The sequence below is a fragment of the Thiocystis violacea genome (assembly GCF_016583575.1).
Lineage (GTDB): Bacteria > Pseudomonadota > Gammaproteobacteria > Chromatiales > Chromatiaceae > Thiocystis > Thiocystis violacea.
Map to the genome: position 1 here is coordinate 59,849 of NZ_NRRG01000015.1, position 22,251 is coordinate 82,099.

Annotated in this window: 16 protein-coding genes; 5 read left to right on the forward strand and 11 right to left on the reverse strand. The window is 64.1% G+C overall.

The window, feature by feature from the left end; genetic code table 11:
* Positions 1–66: 66 nt before the first annotated feature.
* On the reverse strand, positions 67–1,713 hold the full coding sequence (gene bchE / locus CKO27_RS09660) for a magnesium-protoporphyrin IX monomethyl ester anaerobic oxidative cyclase (protein ID WP_200374677.1): 1,647 nt from the start codon (positions 1,711–1,713) through the stop codon (positions 67–69).
* 374 nt (positions 1,714–2,087) lie between these two features.
* Here bchE and cobF point away from each other — a divergent pair, with 374 nt between their 5' ends.
* The 5 genes from cobF (at position 2,088) to CKO27_RS09685 (ending at position 8,201) form a co-directional block, all read left to right on the forward strand.
* A complete protein-coding gene (gene cobF, locus CKO27_RS09665; RefSeq protein WP_200374678.1) occupies positions 2,088–2,861 on the forward strand; it encodes a precorrin-6A synthase (deacetylating) in 774 nt (257 codons plus the stop codon).
* Positions 2,862–3,333: 472 nt separating this feature from the next.
* Positions 3,334–4,596: a glycosyltransferase family 4 protein gene (locus CKO27_RS09670; RefSeq protein WP_338115967.1), complete on the forward strand. Its 1,263-nt coding sequence runs from the start codon at positions 3,334–3,336 to the stop codon at positions 4,594–4,596.
* A gap of 5 nt (positions 4,597–4,601) precedes the next feature.
* Positions 4,602–5,741: a radical SAM protein gene (locus CKO27_RS09675; RefSeq protein WP_200374679.1), complete on the forward strand. Its 1,140-nt coding sequence runs from the start codon at positions 4,602–4,604 to the stop codon at positions 5,739–5,741.
* 70 nt (positions 5,742–5,811) lie between these two features.
* Positions 5,812–6,960: a glycosyltransferase family 4 protein gene (locus tag CKO27_RS09680; protein WP_200374680.1), complete on the forward strand. Its 1,149-nt coding sequence runs from the start codon at positions 5,812–5,814 to the stop codon at positions 6,958–6,960.
* Positions 6,961–6,962: 2 nt separating this feature from the next.
* The gene (locus CKO27_RS09685) at positions 6,963–8,201 is read left to right on the forward strand and encodes an outer membrane beta-barrel protein (RefSeq protein ID WP_200374681.1); all 1,239 of its coding nucleotides are present in this window, start codon (positions 6,963–6,965) and stop codon (positions 8,199–8,201) included.
* A 257-nt stretch (positions 8,202–8,458) separates the two neighbouring features.
* On the opposite strand, the gene CKO27_RS09690 is transcribed toward CKO27_RS09685, so the two are convergent.
* From CKO27_RS09690 to CKO27_RS09735, 10 genes are all read right to left on the reverse strand, one after another.
* Positions 8,459–8,659: a zinc-finger domain-containing protein gene (locus CKO27_RS09690; protein WP_200374682.1), complete on the reverse strand. Its 201-nt coding sequence runs from the start codon at positions 8,657–8,659 to the stop codon at positions 8,459–8,461.
* A gap of 82 nt (positions 8,660–8,741) precedes the next feature.
* On the reverse strand, positions 8,742–9,665 hold the full coding sequence (locus CKO27_RS09695; protein ID WP_200374683.1) for a branched-chain amino acid transaminase: 924 nt from the start codon (positions 9,663–9,665) through the stop codon (positions 8,742–8,744).
* A gap of 114 nt (positions 9,666–9,779) precedes the next feature.
* On the reverse strand, positions 9,780–12,644 hold the full coding sequence (gene glnE / locus CKO27_RS09700) for a bifunctional [glutamate--ammonia ligase]-adenylyl-L-tyrosine phosphorylase/[glutamate--ammonia-ligase] adenylyltransferase (RefSeq protein ID WP_200374684.1): 2,865 nt from the start codon (positions 12,642–12,644) through the stop codon (positions 9,780–9,782).
* Entirely contained in the window at positions 12,641–13,552 is a 912-nt protein-coding gene (locus CKO27_RS09705; protein ID WP_200374685.1) for an aldose epimerase family protein, read from the reverse strand. Before CKO27_RS09705 ends, glnE begins: the two co-directional genes overlap by 4 nt.
* Before the next feature lie 71 nt (positions 13,553–13,623).
* Positions 13,624–14,193, reverse strand: a complete 570-nt coding sequence (locus tag CKO27_RS09710; RefSeq protein ID WP_200374686.1) for a Uma2 family endonuclease — start codon at positions 14,191–14,193, stop codon at positions 13,624–13,626.
* A gap of 82 nt (positions 14,194–14,275) precedes the next feature.
* Complete coding sequence (gene oadA, locus CKO27_RS09715; RefSeq protein ID WP_200374687.1) at positions 14,276–16,093, reverse strand: sodium-extruding oxaloacetate decarboxylase subunit alpha; 1,818 nt, start codon at positions 16,091–16,093, stop codon at positions 14,276–14,278.
* Positions 16,094–16,172: 79 nt separating this feature from the next.
* Positions 16,173–16,640, reverse strand: a complete 468-nt coding sequence (locus CKO27_RS09720; RefSeq protein WP_200374688.1) for a Uma2 family endonuclease — start codon at positions 16,638–16,640, stop codon at positions 16,173–16,175.
* Positions 16,641–16,685: 45 nt separating this feature from the next.
* Positions 16,686–18,104: an acetyl-CoA carboxylase biotin carboxylase subunit gene (locus tag CKO27_RS09725; protein ID WP_200374689.1), complete on the reverse strand. Its 1,419-nt coding sequence runs from the start codon at positions 18,102–18,104 to the stop codon at positions 16,686–16,688.
* A 136-nt stretch (positions 18,105–18,240) separates the two neighbouring features.
* On the reverse strand, positions 18,241–19,572 hold the full coding sequence (locus tag CKO27_RS09730) for a four-carbon acid sugar kinase family protein (protein ID WP_200374690.1): 1,332 nt from the start codon (positions 19,570–19,572) through the stop codon (positions 18,241–18,243).
* Positions 19,573–19,925: 353 nt separating this feature from the next.
* Entirely contained in the window at positions 19,926–22,124 is a 2,199-nt protein-coding gene (locus CKO27_RS09735; protein WP_200374691.1) for a phosphoketolase family protein, read from the reverse strand.
* Positions 22,125–22,251: the final 127 nt, after the last annotated feature.

The window sequence follows — 22,251 nt, forward strand, 5'->3', positions numbered from 1 at the left end:
AGCCTCCAGCTTTCAGTCCTCCAAACATGTCGGACTTGATCAAAAAAGCTGGGGGCTGGCGGCCGATCAGGCGTTGTCGTACTGCTTGATCTGCTCCTCGGTCATCTGCTCGTTACCGCCACCGCAAGCCTTGGGGCCACCGCCGCAGGCTTGAGGCGCCGCGCCGACCGCGCTGATGACCGCCGGACGCTTGGCGGCGGGCGCCTTCTTCCAGGCGTTGTGATCGGGCTCGACGATCTTGGTCTTGCTCTTGTCGTAGTCGAAGCGGATGAGTTTCTTGAACAGCGGTCCCCAGTAGTGCTGATCGCCCAGTTGATAGAAGCGGCGTTCCATGGCGCTCTTCAGGAACGCCTTGATGCAGCCAAGCAGATAGCGGCGGCGGAAGGGGTCTCTCACCCAGGGATACTGGAAGAACATGCGCCGCATGTAGAAGCGCCGATAGTTGGCCATGACCCCGTCGAGCAGCTCGGCGCGGTCGATGTTGTCCGGCTTCATGATCGGCGAGACGAAGTTGTACTTCGAATAGTCGAAGACTTCGACCTTGTCGCCCATCTCGGCAAACATGTCGGAGAAGGGCCAGGGGGTGTACATCGACCAGTTGGCCATGTCCGCGCCCCAGTCCATGACCATCTGATAGGTCTCTTCGAGCGTCTCGCGGGTCTCGTTTTCGAGGCCGACGATGAACTGCGCCTCGGTCACGATGCCGTTCTGCTGCAAGAGCTGAATGGCGCGCTTGTTCTGCTCGATCGTGGTTTCCTTGACGAAACGGTCGAGGTTGAGCTGAGCGGCGGCCTCGGTTCCGAGCGAGATATGCACCAGTCCGGCCTTGCGGTAGAAGGGCAGCAGGTCCTCGTCGCGCATAACGTCGGTCACGCGGGTGTTGATGCCCCAGTGGATGCCGAGGTCGCGGTCGATCAGCTCCTGACAGAACTCGACGAACTTCGCCTTGTTGATCTGAGGCTCTTCGTCGGCCAGGATGAAGAAGCCGACGCCGTGGACCTTCACCAGTTCCTCGATCTCGTCGACCATGCGCTTGGGATCGCGCACGCGGTAGTCGCGCCAGAACTTCCACTGCGAGCAGAAGCTACAGGTGAAGGGACAGCCGCGCGCCATGTTGGGAGTCGCGACCGGCACGCCGAGCGGGATGTAGATGTACTTCTTCCACTCCAGGACGCTCCAGTCCGGCCAGATGGAGTCGACATCCTTGATGGATGGCTCGGCCGGGGTGGCGACGACTTGGCTGTTGTCATCCAGATAGGCGATACCGTTGATCTTCTCGCGCTCCGCCGGCCAACGGCCTTCGTCGATGGCGCGGATCAGGTTCAGGGTCACGGCCTCGCCCTCGCCGCGCACGATGACATCGATCCAGGGCGCCTCGCCCAGTACCTGCTGGAACATGAAGGTGCCATGGATGCCACCAAGCACGGTAATGGCGTTGGGGTGCTCTTCCCTGGCGATCTGCAACACGCGCTGCGCGGTGTAGATCATGGGTGTCATGGCCGTGGTTGCGATCACGTCGGCCTTGGCGGCGCGGATGGCGGCGCGCAGTTGATCGTCGTCCAGTTTGTCCACCAGGGCGTCGATGAACTGATAGTCTTGGTAGCCGCCCGCCTTCAGATAGCCCGCGATATAGGCGACCCAGGCCGGCGACCAGTTGCCAGCGATATCGGCGGCACCGGCGCTATAGTTTGGGTGGACAAAAAGGATACGCATGATCAGCTCCGGGTTCTCTTGATCGTCGGCCTCGAATTAGGCTCCGGCGTGGGTAGGTAAAGCACCGAGAATTGGGCATGTTACCAATGGATAGGCGAAACCGCCATGGCTCATGAGACTGTTTGGGCCGGCGCAAGCGATCCTGTCGGCATTCGCCACCGCCGCGTGGTCCCAGCCCCGGAGCGCGGTGGCGATTGGGGTCGCGCCCATCAAACAGCGCTGGGTTCGAGGGTGATTGCGAGGCTTGGTTCCCCCGCCATCACCACGGAAAATGAGTGGTTATCGGCAGCGATTGTTATCCAGGATACCGTGTCCTCGGCCACGACCTGGGCGTGCCGGTTCCGCGCGCCAATGTTCGAAAATGACGAATCAACATGAAGAAAATTTATCTGATCGGCGTCGGACCGGGTAACCCCGAATACCTGACGATACAAGCCATCGAGACCATGAAGAAAACGGATGTCTTCTTCCTGCTTGAAAAGGAGGGCCGGGGCAAGGAGGAACTGCTGCGGCTCCGGCGCGACATCCTGAGCCGCTATCTCGGCGAGGATGGTTATCGGGTGGTCACGGCGACCAGTCCGCCGCGGACCATGCGGGAACCCGGTTACGAGGAAGGCGTTCTCGTCTGGCATGACCAGAAGCGCGCCCTCTTCGCCTCGTTGATCGCCGACGAGCTGCGCGACGGGGAGTCCGGCGCCTTCCTCATCTGGGGCGATCCATCCCTATACGACCAGACCGTCAGCCTGATCGCGGATCTGGTCGCGACCTCGGCGGAACCGCTCGATTTCGAGGTGATTCCGGGCATTACCTCGGTGCAGGTTCTAACCGCCAGGCACAAAATCCCGCTCAACCGCATCGGTGAGAGCATCACCATCACCACCGGCCGTCAGGCCGAGACCCGCGACCCGGCCGAGTTTCACAACGCCGTGGTCATGCTCGACTACAACGCCTCCTTCCAGCGTTTCACCGGCCAGGACATGGATATCTACTGGGGCGGCTATCTGGGCACCCCCGACGAGACGCTGGTCGCGGGTCCGCTGGACGAGGTACTCGACGAGCTGCGGCGGATCAAGGCTCAGGCCAGGGACGAGAAAGGCTGGCTGATGGATATCTATCTGCTGCGCCGCCGCAAGGGCGACGATGCCTGAGCGCGCGCCCTTGGCGATTTCCTGAAAACCCCATATCCGACGAAAGCTTCGGAATTGGACAGGATTAACAGGATTAACAGGATTAAAAACAGGATTTTATAAAATCCTGTCAATCCTGCGAAATCCTGTTAATCCTGTCTATGACTAGTCGGATCGCGGGTACAAGGTTTCCGTAAACCACCTAATCCTGTCCATACCGCCGGTGACCGACAGCCTCCGGCCGGTCGAGACCGGGTCTTTCCGACTCTGTAAGCCTCGCGCAACAGGTTGACAGGAAGGATCCGCTTCCGACAGCCAGCCGGATTCACACGTCATCCGGGTTTCCTCGGCCAAGCCGCGGCCGTGCGAGGCCACCAGCCAACCTCTAGCCCTCCAACGCCCCCCGCGCTCCCACCCCCGAGGCTCACTGGCCCTGGTGATCTGGCACGCTTCTTCCAGTGAGCTGGTGGACATCCAACCGGGAGCCGCCAGTGTGAAAGTCCTTCAGGCCAACAAGTTCTTCTTCCGAAACGGCGGCTCCGAGGCCGTGATGTTTCAGGAGAAGGCGTTTTTGCTCAAGACGGGCATCGAGGTCATCGACTTCTCGATGCGGGATCCCCGCAATTCGCCCAGCGACTACAGCGACGACTTCGTCAGCTACCAATCCTACGAGGGCGCGACCGGGGCCGGAGCGCGTATCCGTTCGGCCCTGAAGCTGATTCATTCCCCCGAGGCGGTGCGCAACATCGGCCGGCTGATCGATCGGACCCGACCCGATATCGTCCACGCCCACAACATCTACCATCAATTGACCCCATCGATCATCGGGGCCGCCAAGCGACGCGGTATCCCGGTGGTGCTAACCCTGCACGACTACAAACCCGTGTGCCCGGTCTATACAAGATTGCGCCAGGGCCAGGTCTGCTCGGACTGTCTCGGCGGCCGCTTCTCGAATGTCGTCCGGCACCGCTGCGCGGATGGGTCGCTCGGCAAGAGCGCCCTGCTCTACGCCGAGGCCTGGTTTCAGCGTCTGATCGGAAGCTACGAGCAGGTCGACCGGCTGATCGCGCCCAGCGCCTTCATGCACCGATCCGTGACCGCGCATCGCTTCGCGCCGAGCCAGGTCGAGGTCATTCACAACGGCATCGATTGCGACGCGCCGCCGGAGGCCAGCGAGGATGACGGCTATGCCCTCTATCTGGGGCGACTCTCGCACGAAAAGGGCATCGAAACCCTGCTCGCGTCGCACGCCGGGATCGCGGACGAGGTCGATCTCGCCATCGCGGGCACGGGGCCGCTGGAAGAAGACATCCGCGCGCGTTATCCGAAGGCCCGCTTTCTCGGACATCTGACGGGCGACGCCTTGCGCGAGACCATTCGCCGGGCCTCGCTGATCGTCGTCCCCTCGGAGTGGTTGGAGAACTGTCCGATGTCGGTCCTGGAGGCCATGGCCCTGGGCAAGCCGGTCGTGGCCAGCGACATCGGAGGCATTCCCGAACTGGTACTCGACGGCGAAACCGGACTCCTGTTCCAGCCCGGCGACCGGGTGGCGCTGCGCGACGCCCTGACCCGTCTGATGCGCGATCCAGACCTGCGCCATCGGCAAGGCCTCGCGGCGCGGCGAAGGGTGGAGGAACACTTCTCACTGAAACGACACAACAGCGCCCTGCTCCGTCTCTATCAGGGCCTGCTCAAGCCGGTTCACGCCCCGGATCTCCTTCACGCCTCACCTCAATTCTCGACTCCAGGGGAATAACGACCATGGATCTGACCGTCATCTCGACCTTCCGCTGCAATTCACGCTGCCAGATGTGCTACATCTGGAAGAACCCCACCGAACCCAAGGACGAGGTTTCGATAGAAACCCTGTCGAAACTCCCGGGCGGGTTCGACAACCTCAACCTGTCCGGTGGCGAGCCGACCCTGCGCAAGGACTTGCCCGAGCTGGTCGACGAGCTCTATCCCAAGGCCAGGATCATGGAGATCAGCTCGAACGGTCTGCACCCCGAGCGGCTGGTTCCCATCATCAAGCGCTATCCCGACATCAAGGTCCGCTTCAGCGTGGAAGGCGACGAGGCGACCAGCAACGCGATCCGGGGCGAGAAGGACGGCTTCCAGACCAAGCTCGCCGGCATCCGCATGCTGCGCGAGGCGGGCGGTACCGATCTCGGATTCGCCATGGTGATCCAGGACGAAAATGCCGAGCAACTGGTCAAGGTCTATGAAATGGCCCGGCGGGAAGGCGTCGAGCTGGCCACCTCCACGCTCCACAACGCCTGGCAGTTCTACAAGAACGACAATTACTTCTACAACCGCACCAGGGTCGCCAAGGAGGTCGAGGCGCTCATTACCGCCATGCTGCGCACCAACAAGATCAAAAACTGGTTCCGCGCCTATCTGAATCTGGGTCTGATCGAGAAGATCCTCGGGCATGACCGTCTGATCCCCTGCACCGCCGGACGCGATTTCGCCTTCGTCGACCCCTGGTCCGATGTCTGGGCCTGCAATGTGCGCTCCGACCTGCCGCTCGGGAATCTGGCGCGTCAGGGTTGGGACGAGATCATGAACAGCGACCAGACACGCGCCTCGCTGAAGAAGGTCGACGCCTGCACCCAGAACTGCTGGATGGTCACCACGGCACGCACCGCCATGCGCTCGCGCCTGGCTCCGCAACTGCCGAAGTTCTCGCCCCTGGCCTGGGTGGTCATGAACAAGCTGCGCGTCTCGCTCGGCAAGAACGTGGATTTCGCCGCCTACATCAACTACCGCGAGGTGAAGGAAAGCCCGCTGGTCCCGCGCAAGTCATTCCTGGGTCAGAAGGTGAAGAACGAGATCGTCGTCCAGCGCGGACTGGTGACGCCCGCCCAGCATTACCCACTGGCTGAATTCGTGAATCGCTAGCGCCCCTGGCGCGGGATGGAAGACCGCCCGGTCTTCCGAGACGAGTAACGAACTGGACAGGAGCGTGGACATGCACATCATGGTACTCGGCTTGCGCGGCTTCCCTGGCATTCAGGGCGGCGTCGAAACCCACGCGGAGCATCTCTATCCGAGATTGCGCGACATGGGCTGTGACATAGAGGTCTTGGTCCGCTCCCCCTACTGGAGCAAGCGCACCAACCAGGGCCTGCCCGGAATTCGCTTCACTCGCCTCTGGTGCCCCGGCTCGACGGGGGCCGAGGCCCTCATCCACTCCTTTCTGGGGGCGCTCTACGCCGGCTGGCGACGCCCGGATGTCCTGCACATCCACGCCATCGGTCCCTCGCTATTTGCGCCCCTGGCCAAGCTGATGGGTTTGAAGGTGGTGGTCACCCACCACGGACCGGACTACGACCGCGAGAAATGGAGCCCCGCGGCGAAAGGCCTCCTGCGGCTGGGCGAGCGTCTGGGCATCCAGTACTCGGATACGCGGATCGTCATCTCCAACGTGATCCGGGATCTGGTGCGTCGCAAATACGCCCGTGACTCCTTCCGCATCCCCAATGGCGTCGAGATCCCGGGCGCCTTCGAGCCTAGCGGCACGCTCGGGCGCTACGGCCTGACGGCGGAGCGTTACGTGCTCACGGTCAGCCGAATGGTGCCCGAGAAGCGTCACCTGGATCTGATCGCGGCCTTCGGGCAGGCGCGACTCCAGGGTTGGAAGCTGGTGCTGGTCGGTGATCTGGGCGCCGATGACACCTACGTCCGACGGGTCGTGGCGGCGGCCGGACAATCCCCGGACGTGGTGCTGACCGGCTTCCAGACCGGGGACGCCCTGTCCGAGATCTATGCCAATGCCGGGATCTTCGCCCTCCCCTCGACCCATGAAGGCTTGCCCATCGCCCTGCTGGAGGCCCTCAGTCACGGCCTGCCCTCGATCGCGAGCGACATCCCGGCCAATCTGGAGGTCGGACTCCCGCCCGAGCAGTATTTCCGCGTCGGCGACACCCAGGATCTGGCCGACTGTCTGCGCCGCGCCGCCAACCGCGAGCGACCGGCCGACGACCGTGTCCGTCTTCAGGACTGGATCAGGAGGGAATACGACTGGCGCTCGATCGCGTGCGCCACCCTGGGCGTCTACAAACGTGTCGGGCAGAACGGCTGGGGCGAGCGGATCCGCATGGCTTGGCTACCGGAGTGACGATGGCGAGGACACCTCAACGCCCGAGCAGCGCGGATGGCCGGGAACCGCCCAGACCGAGGCGGCGGCTCGCCCCATTGGCGCTATCGCTGCTGGCCATGGCCATGTGCCGACCCAGCGCGGCGGAGACGGAGGTGCCCAAGTGGGTCGAGACCCTGAAGGATCTGCATCCCCAGGCATCCGTGACGGCGACGACCGACTCCAACCTCCTGCGCAATCCGGACGGCCTCGGCGATCGATCCGACCGCTACCTCACCCTCCAAGCCGGGTTCGACACGGAATTCAAATTCAGCCGCCAGCGCCTCCTACTCGACGCCAGCGTCTATCGCAACGACTACGAGCGCTTCAGCGAATTCAATCATGTCGGCGGTGACGCCAAAGTGCTCTGGAAGTGGGTTCTGGGACGCCTGTGGGAGGGTGAGTTCGGCTATTCCTATGACCACAAACAGCGCGACTTCGCCAACGAGCTTCTGCCCTCCAACGACATGCTCTCGCGACATCGGTTACAGGCGAGCGCCAATCGCTGGCTGACGACCCGCTGGCGGCTGGGGGCGCGAATCGACTGGGCGGATGTGTCGTTCAGCGACTCCGAGGAACTGGACAAGACCATCCTGGGTTATGGCGCCAACCTCGATTATGTGAGCAAAGCCGGCAATACACTGAGCTTGCGCGCGACATACGCCTCGGCGGATTTCAAGAACCGCGACGATCGGGATTACGACGACCTCACCCTGGGACCTTCGGTCGATTGGAAATTGAGCGGCAAGACCCGGCTGAGCGCCAGCGCCGGCTACAAGGCCCGCCGGCACGATGTCGCCGACGAACGCGATTTCGACGGCTTCGTCGGGCGCGTCTCGGCCACCTGGAAACCCACGGGAAAGAGCAGTCTCAAGGCCACGGCCTGGCGCGATATCAGCAACCTGGATGATGAAATCGCCGACTATGCCGTGATCGAGGGCATCAGCCTGGAGCCCAGATGGCAATTCATGCCGAAAACCAGTCTGCGCGGCCTGGCTAGCTATGAAAATCGGGCCTTCGATGGCGGGCAGGACGATGAGCTGGGGTTCGAGACCGGGGATCGCCGGGACCGGGTCCGCGTCCTGGAACTCGGGCTCGATTGGGAACCACGCCGATATCTTGAGTTGGGACTCAGCTTCCGGGACGAATCGCGCGAGTCGAACCGGGCGCTGAGGGAATACGATTCCCAGTCCCTATGGCTGACCGTGAGCGCGGGGTTCTAGGATTTCCCGATGAGGAAGCACCCACCCCGTCACCAGGCAAAGGAACGGCGAGTCGCCACCGAGGCATGTCCAGGCAACTCTGTACTCGTGATCCGCCCGGTCATAGACAGGATTAACAGGATTTCGCAGGATTGACAGGATTTATAAGGCTCTAAGACTCTATTTTTAATCCTGTAAATCTTGATGAATCCTGTTAATCCTGTTCATTTCCGGACCTTTCGGCCAGGTACGGACTTTCCTGGAACCCGCCTCGATCCTCAATCGTCGACCAGCCGGTATCTGGCCCCGCAGTATGGACAGACCGACTCCTGGTCCGCCTCGTCCTCGATCGGCAGATAAACCCTCGGATGCATGTTCCAGACCGGGGCGCCCGGCATTGGACATGAGAGCGGCAGATCCTTGGTGGTGACCTGGATGGTTGGCATTTCCGAGGTCGTCGCGGCGGCTGTGTTCGACATGGATGGATACTCACTCATCGAGATCGGGAGGTTGGGATCCGTCGGGAAGCCCCGCCGGATCCCGCGTGGCGCCCCGGCTGGCTCACGCCAGCGTAAGCCACTCCGGGTGCTGGTCGCGCCGGCCATGCACCTGGTCGAAGTAGAGTGTCTGCAAGCGTTCGGTGATGGGGCCGCGTGTTCCGGCGCCGATCGCGCGTCCGTCCACCTCGCGAATGGGTGTCACCTCGGCCGCCGTGCCGGTGAAGAAGGCCTCGTCGGCGATATAGACCTCGTCGCGGGTGATGCGCTTCTCGACCACCTTGAGACCAAGCTCTTCGCAGAGCGCCATCACGGTCCGGCGGGTGATGCCGTCGAGGGCGGAGGTCAGATCCGGGGTGTAAAGAACCCCATCGCGAACGATGAAGATGTTCTCGCCACTGCCTTCCATCACGAAGCCGGAGGCATCGAGCAGCAAAGCCTCGTCGTAGCCGTCGCGCAGCGCCTCCTGCAGCGCCATCATGGAATTCATGTAGTTGCCGTTGGCCTTGGCCCGGCACATGGTGGTATTCACATGATGACGGGTGAAGGAGGACACCTTGATGCGGATGCCGTTGCGCATGTTGTCCTCGCCCAGATAGGCACCCCAGGACCAGGCGGCGACCATGCCATGGACTTTCAGGTTGTCCGCGCGCAGCCCCATCCCCTCGGAGCCATAGAAGCACATGGGACGGATGTAGGCCGAATCCAGCCCGTTTTCGCGCACCACGTCGCGCTGAGCCTGGTTGAGGGTCGCGCGATCCCAGGGCATGGCCATGCCGAGAATATGGGCGGAATTGAACAGCCGGTTGGTGTGCTCCTCCAGGCGGAAAATGGCCGCGCCCCTGGACGTCTTGTAAGCCCGGACGCCCTCGAAGACCCCCATGCCGTAATGCAGGGTGTGGGTCAGTACGTGAATCCTAGCCTCGCGCCAAGGCACCATTTCCCCGTCCAGCCAGATCAGGCCGTCACGGTCCGCCATCGTCGTCATGTCGCAACTCCACTTGACTTGACTCGGGACCATCGATCCCAAGCTCGATATGAATCCAGAACACCCGCGCCGCTCTAATCCTTAAGGTATCGGAGTCGCGCGCTCCCGAGCCCATCAGTCTTCCATCAATCCACGCCAGAGTTCCCGGACCCGTTCGCGCTCGGGCAAGAGTTCGTCATCCGGGATGGTCTTGGGCTGCTCCTGCAAGGCGCCGCGGTGATAGGCCGCGCGCAGGGACTTGTAGGTCTCGGTCAGATCCTGAGCGGCCTGCCCCGGCAGCAGATCGAGCCGTGCCAGGGTTTCGAGCAAGCGCACGTTATCGGTCCAGTCCGTCAGTTCCGGATGGGCCGCCGCCCAGCGCAGGACAGCGTATTGAACCATAAACTCGATATCCGCAATACCGCCCGCGCCCTGCTTGAGATCGAAACAGCCGTCGCGGGTCTTGTCCAGGCTCTCGCGCATCCTGGCGCGCATCTCGCGCACCTGAGCCCGCAGGGTCTCGGGATCGCGCTCGCGCTGGAGAATCGCTCGCCGCGCCTCCTGGAAGCTCCGCGCCAGTCCAGGGTCGCCGGCGACCGGGCGGGCGCGCACCAGGGCTTGATGCTCCCAGGTCCAGGCATCGCGCTCCTGATAGGTGGTGAAGGAGGTCAGCGAACGCGCCAGCAGGCCCTTGCCGCCATCCGGGCGCAGCCGCATGTCGACCTCGTAGAGAATTCCCGAGGGGGTCCGGGTGGTCATCATATGAATGATCCGCTGACCGAGCCGGGCGTAGAACTGCTCGTTGCTGATCTCCTTGGGACCGGCGGTCATGGCGGTGACGCTCTCGCTGCCATGGACGAAAACCAGATCCAGGTCGGAGCCATAGCCAAGCTCGATCCCGCCCAGCTTGCCGTAGCCCAGGATCAGGAATCCCGTCTCCGAACCCTGGATCGCGGTCGGGCGCCCATGACGCGAGAGCAGATGCTCGAAGGCCAGCCGCAGCACGCGAGCCACCGAGACCTCGGCGATTTCGGTCAGATAGTCGCTGACCACCATCAGCGGGATGACCTCGGTCAGATCCGCCGCCGCCACCCGTAACCGATTGCCCTGCGCGAACTGGTGGAGGCGTTCCATCTGCTGCTCCAGGTCATCGGCGTCCACATGGGCCAGCAAGGCATCCAGCTCAGCCTCCAGATCCTCCCGGCGCAGCGGCGCGTAGAGCCGGCGCGGATCGATCAGTTCGTCGAGCAACAGCGGATGACGACCGATCTGGTCCGTGAACCAGGGACTCAGGCTGGCCAGTCGCGCCAGATGGGAGAGGATGACCGGATGCTCGATCAGCATGGCCAGATAGGCCGTGCGCCGCACGATGGCCTCCATCACGCGCAGCACCCGCTCCAGCGCCAGATCCGGACAGGGGCCTTCGGAGGCGATGCGCAGCACCTGGGGCATCACCTGTGCCAGGCGCTCCCGACCGCGCGTGCTGAGTCCCTTGCGCGCGCTGACGTCGCGGAACTGCTCGATGCGGATCCGCACCGCCTCGGGATCCGTGAACCCGGCCTCCTGCAAGAGTTCCACGTCATCGATCGCCTCGTGCCCGCCGCGCCAGAGCGTGAGCAGACTGGACTCATGCGCCTCGGGCTCGGTCGCGGGCGCGGCGAAGACCGCGTCGAACTGCTCCTGCACCAGACCGCGATGGCGCTCCAGCTCGGTCGCGAACGCGCACCAGTCGGGATAGCCCATGGAGCGCGCCAGACGTCGGCGTCCAAGCTCATCCTCCGGGAGCTTATGGGTCTGCTGATCGCGATGGGCCTGGAGCCGATTCTCGACCAGGCGCAGAAACTCGTAGGCCGCGTCGAGCCGGGCGATGGCCTCGGCCGGCATCAGTCCCTTGCGAGCCAGGAAGGCGAGAACCTCGCGGATCGGTCGAACCTGAAGGTCCGGATCGCGCCCGCCGCGCACCAGTTGGAACGCCTGACCGATGAACTCGATCTCGCGGATGCCGCCCGGACCCAGCTTGATGTTGGCGTCCATCCCGCGACGGTAGAGTTCCTTGGCGATCATCCGCTTGAGATCGCGCAGCGACTCAAAGGCGCCGAAGTCCAGATAGCGGCGATAGACGAAGGGCCGAAGCATCGCCATCAGGCCGGCCATGTCCTCGGCGTCACCGGCGACTGGCCGCGCCTTGATCATGGCGTAGCGCTCCCACTCGCGCGCCTGGGACTGGTAGTAGTCCTCCATCGCCTGGAAACTCATGGCCAGAGGGCCGACCTCGCCGAAGGGCCGCAGCCGGGTGTCGACGCGAAAGACGAAGCCGTCGATCGTCGTGTTCGCCAACGCCTGAAGCAGACGCTGTCCGAGCCGCACGAAGAACTGCTCGTTCGTCAGCGAACGATGACCGCCCTCGACCGTGCCCGAATGGGCAAAGGCCAGGATCAGATCGATGTCCGAGCTGAGATTCAGCTCGCGCGCGCCGAGCTTGCCCATGGCCAGCACGACCAGCCGCAGCGCCCGACCCTCCGGGTCGCGCGGGGTGCCGAATTCGGCGCGGGTCCAGGGTTCCAGAAGCGCCAGGGCGGCGCCGATGCAGACATCGGCCAGTTCGGAGAGATCCTCCAGGGTCTCGGGCAGAGGCGCCGCGCGGACGATGTCGCGCCAGATGATGCGCATCATCTCGCGGCGACGGAAGCGGCGCAGCGCCATCTGAAGCGCCGGTTCGTCGGCGACCCCGGCGAGCCTCGGCTCCAGCCGGCGGGCCAGATCGCCCGCCGCATAGGCACGACCGAGATCACCGCTCGCGATCAGATCGGCCAGATCGGCGGGATGGCGCGCGGCCGAGATGGCGACATATTCGCTCGCCTCCCAAACCGCCAGACGCGCCGGCTCGAACGCGGAATCGGTCGGGAGCGCGAGGTCCTGAGCGCTGGCCCAGTCGAGCCAGTCACGCCAATGGGACTCGATCGCCGGGTCCGGATGATCGTCCCCCAGGGGCCTGTTCACAGCGGCTCGATGCGATAGTCGGCGGCGAGCCGCGACTCGCCCCCAGGCGGCAGATCGATCACCTCCGAGGCGGTGTTGACCGTCTCCACGCAGAGGAAGCGCTGGTAATCCAGGTCGTCCAGATCCGGCATGGCCCGCGCGCTCTCGACCCAGGGATTCCAGACCACGCAGGTGCGGCTGTGCCGGCTGTCGATGCGGATGCGCCGGCCCAGCACCGGATCCTCGATCGCGAGACTGGACGGCACGGCCTCATAGATTCGATTGACCTCGGCCGCAACCCTCACCGGGCCATCCTGGAGCACGAGCGCGTCCCCCGCACCGGCGGCCTTGTCGATGTAGCGGCAGCCGTCCAGCCCGCTGACCGCCAGACGGGTCGGATCGCCGATCTTGAAATAGGCATGCAATCCCTGGGTGATCCGGAAGGGTCCGTCGCCCGCGTTGCGCGTCGTCAGTTCCACGGACAGGGTCGCGCCGACGCTGATTTCCACCCAGAGATTGAAGTAATGGGGCCAGATATCCCTGGTATCGGCATCGTCCGCGAGCCCCAGCTTGACCCAGGTCGAGCCATCCGGCCGGGCCGCGCAGGCCAGCACCGACCAGGGAAAGGTCCGCGCGAAACCGTGAATGCGTCGCCCCCGATCCTCCGGATCGCGCCCGAACCAGGGCCAGCAGATGGGAATGCCGCCCTTGATCTCCTCGCCGGACGCGAACAGGGCGCGCTCGCTGACGAACAGCAGATCCTCCGCAGCGTCGGCCGGACGGTAGGACAGCACCTGTCCGCCATGGGGCGTGATGGTCGCCGTCGCCAGCGGGTTCTCGATCTCCATCAGCGGCAGCCCACCGCGCCCCGCGACGAAGCGCAAGGTTCCGGCCAGGCCGAACTCGGCATTCAAGGCGTCGATGTCCACGGTCTCTCCTGGGGAGGCTATCGGCATTCGGGTGGAGCCAGCGGGGGAAAAGGCCGGCGGCCAGGGCGACATCAGAGCGGCTCGTCCCACTGGATGATCACCTCGGGCAGGATCCCGATCGCCGTCTCGCCATGCAGCTCCTGGACCTCGGGCTTGCCATAGACGCCCTGCTCCAGGCGATAGATCATGAGGAGACGATCCTCCGGATGCACCAGCCAATACTCGCGCACACCGGCCGACTCATAGATCCGCCGCTTGGCGATGTGATCGCGCGAAGCGGTGCCGGGCGACAGCACCTCCACCACCCAATCGGGCGCGCCGCGAATGGCGTTGCGCTCGATCCTGGAAGGATCGCAGACGATGAAGACATCCGGCTGAAGGACCGTCCGCACCTCGCTGTCCGCCTCGTCCCCGCGCGGAAAGAGGACATCCACCGGGGCGACGAAGGGTTGGCAAGGCTGGCCTCGCAGGGCGTTCCTGGCCTGGGTCGCGATACTCAAGACCCATTGCTGATGACTCACCGACGGCGCTGGAGCCATCGCCTGGACCAGGCCCTCGATCAGCTCATAGCGCTGATCGTCCGGCCAAGCCTGGTAATCGCCGTAGGTCGCTGGAAGGGGTTGGGTCGAGGACTGGGCCATGCGGGATCCCTCTGGAAGCCAAGGATTGTCCATCTATTATAAACCCCAGGACATCCTCGGCTGGTCCAGGCCCGATCGCCGATTAGGGACTGATCTCCAGCAGCACCTCGTCGGGATTGACCGAGTCACCCTTGGCCACGAACACGCCGGTGACGGTGCCGTCGATCGGCGCCTGGATCTCGGTCTCCATCTTCATGGCCTCGGTCACGATGACCGACTGACCCGCCGTGACCCGATCGCCCTCGCGCACCAGCACGTCGACGATGTTGCCCGGCATGGAGGTCGAGACATGGCCCGGCAGGCTGGGCTTGGGACGCTTGCCGGCGATGGCCTTCCTAACCGCGCCATCCGCGCCGCCCGTCAGTACCAGCTCGTCGAGCGTCTCGACCACGACCTCTTCCGGGATGTCGTCGATGGTGAAATAGAAATGGCGCTCGGCCTGATCCTTATGACCCGCGCCCGTGACCTTGATGTGGTAGGTCTCACCGTGGACGTTGATGTTGAACTCGGTCGGAGCGGACTTGGCCATGCCGCTTGGTGGCGGCTCCAACGGCTCCGGAACCAGGGTGCCAGCGGCGCGCTGCTCAAGGAATGTGCGCCCGATCTCCGGGAACATGGCGTAGGTGAGCACGTCCTCGTCCGACGCGGCGATCGTCCCGATCTCCTTGGTCAGCCGGTCCAGTTCCGGTTTGAGCAGGTCCGCCGGACGGCAATCGATCAGATCCTCCATGCCGATCGCCTGTTGCTGCAAGGTCGGATTGACCGCCGCCGGGGCGGCTCCGTAGCGCCCCTGGAGATAGAGCTTCACCTCGTTGGTGATGGTCTGATAGCGCTTCTCGGTCAGGACGTTGAGCACCGCCTGGGTGCCGACGATCTGGGAGGTCGGGGTGACCAGCGGCGGATAGCCGAGATCCTTGCGCACGCGCGGGATCTCCTCCAGCACCGCGCCCATGCGGTCGAGCGCGTTCTGTTCCTTCAACTGGTTGGCCAGGTTGGAGATCATGCCGCCGGGAACCTGGTTGGTCTGAACGCGGGTGTCGACTCCGGTGAACTCGCTCTCGAACTGGTGATACTTCTTGCGCACCTGATAGAAGTACATGCCGACTTCCTGGATCGCCTCCAGGTCCAGGCCGGTGTCGTATTCGGTCCCGCGCAGCGCCGCGACCAGACTCTCGGTCGGCGGATGGGAGGTGCCGCCGGCCATGGAAGAGATGGCGGTATCGATGGTGTCGCAGCCGTTCTCGATCGCCTTCAGATGACACATGTCCGCCAGCCCCGAGGTGGCGTGCGAGTGCAGGTGCAGCGGCAGGTCCAGACTATCCTTGAGGGCTTTGACAAGATCCGCCGTCACGAAGGGCGTCAGCAGACCGGCCATGTCCTTGATGGCGATGGAGTCGCACCCCATCGAGGCCAATTCCTTGCCCAGCTTGACGAAACCGGCCACATCATGGACCGGGCTGACCGTATAGCAGATGGTCCCCTGCGCATGCTTGCCGGCCGCCTTGGTCGCCTCGATCGCGGTCTTGAGATTGCGCGGATCATTGAGCGCGTCGAAGATGCGGAAGACATCCATGCCGTTCTCGGCGGAGCGGCGCACGAAGGCACGCACCACATCATCGGAGTAATGGCGGTAGCCGAGCAGGTTCTGACCCCGCAGCAGCATCTGCAACCGGGTGTTCGGCAACGCCTCGCGCAGCTTGCACAACCGCTCCCAGGGATCTTCCTTGAGGAAGCGCACGCAGGCATCGAAGGTCGCCCCGCCCCAGCATTCCAGCGACCAATAGCCGATGGCGTCCAGCTTGGGGCAGATCGGCAGCATGTCCTCCGTGCGCATGCGCGTCGCGAACAGGGATTGATGGGCGTCGCGCAGAATGACGTCGGTGATGTTGATCTTCGGCATGGTCTCGATCTCGGAAAGCGAGGCAATCGGTCAAGTGAATAACCGGATCTGGGTCGGCTCGGTCGGACGGGCCAACCCCTCAGGTCAGTTGTCGCGGAAAATCGGGCGCCAGCACCGAATGCGTCCGCTCACCCTCGGGGGTATGGAAGCGCAGCGCGCCGGTTTCGTCACACAGCCAGAACTCCAGGGCGCCAGCCTCGAAGTACAGCCTCCCCTTGGTCGTCAGTTCGCGATCGGTATTGCTCCCGGAGAGCACCTCGATACAGATCTCTGGCGCCAGGCTCTGATCGGCCAGCAGGTCGGCCTCGCGGTCTCGGGAATACCAAACGACATCGGGCGTCTTGGTGCCCAGTCGGGTATCGATCGCGAACTCCGGCGCGGTGCGACCCATGGGTAGAGCGTGGCGCAGTCGCCATTCGAGCTCGCCCTGCCAGATGGCATGGATCCGTTTGTGCGGCGACATGACGATCTGCCCGTATTCGTTGGTTTCGATCTTGTACGGCAAATCCTTGAGCGCGGGATCGACGACGATCTCTGACCATTGCATGATGTCTGCACTCGCATGGACGCTGGGGTTGACGACGACCGCGACCTACAGGCCCGCATGGGCCGCGATCGCGGCGGCGAGCACGGCGGCGACGTCCTCGCGGCGGCGCTTGGTGGAGTAGTTGAGCAACTCCGGGTGCGACTCCAGGAATCCGGTATCGAAGCTCCCGGCGCGGAAATCGGGATGGCGCAGGATCTCCTGATAGAAGGGAATGGTCGTCTTGACGCCATAGACGCCGATGTCGCGCAGCGCCCGGTGGCCACGATTGACGACGTCCTCCCATTCCAGCGCCCAGACGATCACCTTGGCCAGCATGGAGTCGTAATAGGGCGGAATCTTGTAGCCGGTATAGATGGCCCCATCGATGCGTACGCCGGGACCGCCGGGCGCGTAATAGCGTGTGATGCGGCCGAAGCTGGGCAGGAAGTTGTTCTTGGGATCCTCGGCATTGATGCGGAACTGGATGGCGTAGCCGCGTCGCTTGATCTGGTCCTGTCGGTAGCGCAGCGGCAGACCGGCGGCGACGCGGATCTGTTCCTCGACCAGGTCGACGCCCGTGATGGTCTCGGTGATGGTGTGCTCGACCTGGATGCGGGTGTTCATCTCCATGAAATAAAAACGCCCGTCCGAGTCCAGCAGAAACTCGACCGTGCCGGCATTGGTATAGCCGACCGAGCGCGCCGCCAGCACCGCCAGTCCGCCGACATACTGACGCTGGGCGTCGTCGAGCTGGGGCGAGGGGGCGATCTCGATCAGCTTCTGGTTGCGGCGCTGGATGGAACAGTCACGCTCGAAGAGGTGGATGCAGTGACCGTGATGGTCGCCCAGCACCTGTACCTCGATATGGCGCGGGTTGACCACGCATTTTTCGAGAAACACCTCGGCGCGCCCAAACGCCTTGGTGGCCTCTGAGATGACGCGCTCGAAATTGTTGCGCAGCGCCGCCGGGTCGTCGCAGCGACGGATGCCGCGACCACCGCCACCCGAGGTCGCCTTGAGCATCACCGGATAGCCGATCTGGTCGGCACAGGCCAGGGCCTCGTCGAGATTCGCCAGGTTGCCGGGACTGCCCGGCGTGACCGGCACGCCCGCCTTCTGCATCGCCTGACGGGCGGCGGTCTTGTCGCCCATGCGCGCGATCACCTCGGCGTTCGGCCCGATGAAGGTCACCCCGCGCCGAGCGCAGGCGAGCGCCAGCTCGGGATTTTCGGACAGAAAGCCGTAGCCTGGATGCACGGCGTCGCAGCCGGTCATGACCGCCAGATTGACGATGTTGTGCACATTCAGATAACCGGCCAGCGGATCGCTGCCCAGGCAGTAGGCCTCGTCGGCCTTCTTGACGTGGAGCGAATGACGATCCGCCTCGGAATAGATGGCCGCCGAGCGAATGCCCATCTCGGCGCAGGCGCGGATGACGCGCACCGCGATTTCGCCGCGGTTGGCGATCAGGATCTTACGAAGCATCGGTTTGCCTCTGGGACGGCCGTTCGTGGAGGCCGATGTGGCGGAGCGCGTGGGTCTCGCGATCGATGCTGCTAAGCAGCATCGTCACTCGGGGGGATTGTACAAAGGCAGGGGGAAAATTGAAATCGATGATCGATCAATAAGATCCATTGATGATTCGATACACCTCGGCCAGCGCCGCGTCGTCGCCGACGTTACCCGGAAAGATCACCACTGGAAGATCCGGGTAACGCGGGTGATCGGCCGGACAGCGCACCACCGAACAGCCGGCATGGATCTGACCGAGCACTCGCGCGGTGCGCAGGGCCAGACCCCGGCTCAGGGTATCGTTTGAGGTAATCCCGCCCTTGCTGATCAGGAAACCGATCTCGCGCGGCAGGTTTTGAACGATCCTGACCAGGAAGCCCGAAACCCGCTCGCCGAACGCCAGCCGGTCGGCCTTGGTCGGGAACTGGCGCTCGCCCCGGCTGGTGAAGAGCACCAGGCCACGATTCTCGAGCTGGGCGGTCTCCAGACGGTCGAGCAGCTCATGGAATAACGCCTCCTCGTTCTGGATCAATCGTTCCAGATCGATCTCGACCGGAATCACGTCGGTCGTATCGATCAGGGTCTCCAACTGGCGCGTCGATTTGGCGACGTGCGAGCCCACCAGCACCACGCCCGCGCGTCCATCGCGAACGTAGCTCGACATTCGATCCGCCGCCACCGGCTGGGGCGGCAGCCCGGCGAAGGCGGTGAGCAGACTGGCCGCGCTGCGAAAGAGAAAGCGCTTGCCCTCCCCCGCCGCCGCGAGCACCTGGCGGGCGAAGCCGTCCAGATCCGACTGGCGCTCGGCGTCGACGACACAGCAGACGTTGCCGTTCAAGGCCCGCAGGCGAGCGCCGATGTCGCCACGCACATCGGACAGGGAAAAGCGCTCGACCTGACCCGCGCGGATGCGCCCGGCGGTCTTCTCCTCCACGTAATCGGGCAGGAAGGCGTGCTTGAAGCCGAATACCGAATCGCGCGCGAACTCGGTTTCGCTCACCGGAACCGGCTGGCCGTCGACCATCAGATAGTGCGTCCCGTCGCGGGTGATACGGCCCCCTTCGAAAAAGGCCGGAACCAGGAAATGGGCATCGAAGGGGCCAAGCTCCTCGGCGATGACATCGGTTTCGACCGGATAGTGACCGCGCAGGGTGGAGTCCGAGCGGCTGACGATGATCGGCTGGATCGGCCGACCCGCCGCCGCCAGCGTTTCCAGCGCCGCGCGCAGATTGACGCAGATCTCGCGCGTCACCTCCGCCGCCGCTCCCGCGTCCATGCCCCGCGTGTTGCTGAGCACGAAAAAGAGCGGCGCGTGGTCGGTCAGCGCCTCGATCAGGGTATCCGGATCCCAGCGGGTCAGCAGCAGACAGGAATGAACCGTCTGCGAGCCGGTCGGGTCATCGTCGATGGCGATGATCTTGGTGGTGGGTGTCTGGGGCATGGGATACAGGCTCCTCATTGAATGTACCCGCTCCGAAGCGCGGTAAGGATGGGTAGAGCGAAGCGAAACCCATCGATCCCCTTAGGCGATTTCCGGGAAACCTTGTACCCGCGATCCGCCTCGTCATAGACAGGATTAACAGGATTTCGCAGGATTAACAGGATTATTAAGGCTCTGTTTTTAATCCTGTAAATCTTGAAACATCCTGTAAATCCTGTCCATTTCCGGAGCTTTAGGTTGGGTATGGACTTTCCCGGAAATCACCTTAAGCGCTGGAGCGGGATTCGATGGGTTTCACGGCCATCGGCGTCCGTGCCGATCTTCGGGGTCATTCCGTGGCCGTTCTACCCATCCTACGCCAGCATCGCCCGGGCGCGTTCCGCCAGGGTTTCGGGTGAGATGCCGTTGAAGGCCATCAGCTCGCCCGCGCTTGCGGTGGTTTCGCCGCGCTGCCAGCCGAAGAGATCCCGCGCCGCCGCGCGACTGCGCAGCATCACCGGCTCCAGGGCCACCGTCCCGCCGCCGCTCACGCCGATCAGGGCGTCGCCATCGAAGAGCGCCTCGAACTCGGCGTCGTCCATGAAACGGTCGTCCGGCTCGGCGCTGTGCGACCAGGCGACGTCACGGGAGCGATAGAGTCGGCGCGGATTGACCACGGCGACGATTCGCACTCGATAGCCGTCCGCTTCCAGCCGATCCTTGGCCACGAACACCGGCTGGAACACCATATCGCCGGTCACGGCGAAAACGATGGCGCCCCCGGACCCCTGGGAAGACTCATACAGACAGGTTGCCCCGCGTTCGATCGCCGCGCTCGCCTGTTCCATGGTGGTGTACACCGGCAGCGGCGACTTGGAGGCGATGAGGCTGATGCACTTGTTGAACTGCCCCACCGCCCAGCCGTAGGCCGCCTGGATCATATTGGCATCGGCCGGATAGAGCAGATAGACGTTGCCGTTGCGCATCTGACCGCCGATGTAGTTCTCGATCTCCGGGCGCTGGTGGGTCCAGCCGTTGCGGCCCTGTTCCAGCGCGCCCGCCGTGAACATGGAGACCACCGCCGGGGTGCGGTGGCGCAGCTCGGCCATTGCCTGCCCCACGGTCTGCACGATCGGCCAGCCGTTGATCGCGAAGCTCTCGTAGGAGAGCCAGAGCGAGCGCCCGCCGAAGAGCGCCAGACCGGCCGCGAAGCCCGCGCAGGCGTCCTCGTTCAGCGGCTCGTAGACCTGACCGCTCGGGGTCTGGTTGTAGAGCGGATCGGCGGTCGGATGGCGGATCTTGAGCGCCTCGTTGATCGCCTTCATGGCCGATGCCTCGGTGCCGTCGGCGTTGGTCACCACGAACTCCGGATCGCGCCGGCCCAGCTCGGCCACCATGTTGGCCATGGCGCTGGCCGGAACCGCCTGCTCGCCGGGGGCGAACGCCTGCATCGGCAGCGTGCCGATGTCCGTGAGCGGACGCTCGAACTCGGTCACCACGGTGCGACCGGCGGGACCACCGCCGGCGCGCGCCATGTTGGTCCGCACCAGCGACCAGATCTCCGGGGCCAGGGCGCCGCGTTCCAGGGCGGCGGCGATGTTGGGCTTGTCGGCCGTGTCGCCTGGATAGAGGTTGTGCGACTTGGCCCCGCTCGCATGGACTCCGGCCCCCTTGAGCTGCTTGATGATGACGGCGGTGAGCGTCCCGTTCATGGCCGCGTCCGCCGCCTCGCGCACGCCTTCGAGCACCGCGCGGCTGAAGGCCATGCGCGCCTCGGGACCGAAGAGGGTGCTGTCCACGTAGGCCCCGTCCTGACCCGCGTCGTCGAACGTCTTGGCATCGATCAGGATGACACGCTCGAAGTCATGCGCTCGCCAGTAGGCCGTCATGGCCTCGTTGCTCATCAGCGACACCATGGAGTGATGCTCCTGGCTGTAGCCGTTCCAGATCAGCACCGGCAGGAAGTTGGTCACCTCCGGATAGGCGGTGTGGAAATGCTTCATCGCCGAGAGGATATAGGGTTCGCCCAGACCACCGTCCCCGATGGTGCAGGGGAAGAGCTTATCGCGATTCAGATAGGCACCCGCCATGGCGAAGTGCTGCCCCTGCCCGAGCGGACCCGCCGGGGCCAGCAGACCGGGAATCGCACCCGAGAGATGCCCGAGCAGCCCGTCGCGCTCACGGAAGCGTGCCTGGAGATCAGTCACCGTGCGGATGCCCATCGCCTCCAGCGAGCCATCCAGGAACATGGCGCTGTAGAAGCCCGGGGCGTGATGGCCCACCTCGGTCACAATGTTGGTGTGGCCCAGCATCACCAGCGAGGCATAGGCATCCGCCGAGCTGGCGAAACCGCCGGGATGCCCGGACTGCTTGGAGGCGCAGAGCTGAAGGGTCAGATAGCGCAGCGCATCGGCCACCAGCCGCGTCTGGTAAACGGCGGCCTCGTCGATCTCCTGGATACCGTTCTGGCCCTCGCGGATCGCCGGAGCATGGCCAAGCCGGGCGAAATCGGCCGGAGGCGAACTGAAATGCAGAAGGCCGTCGCGGAAATCGGGTGTGGATGCGGTCGTCATCGTCTCTCTCCCTCTATTAGGTCTTGTTGGATCCGCCTCGGCCCATGTGGGGGCGTTGATGCCACTCTACGGAGAGGAGCGATATTCCGCAATAGTGAACGGTTTTCACGATGCGGAACACCTGGGC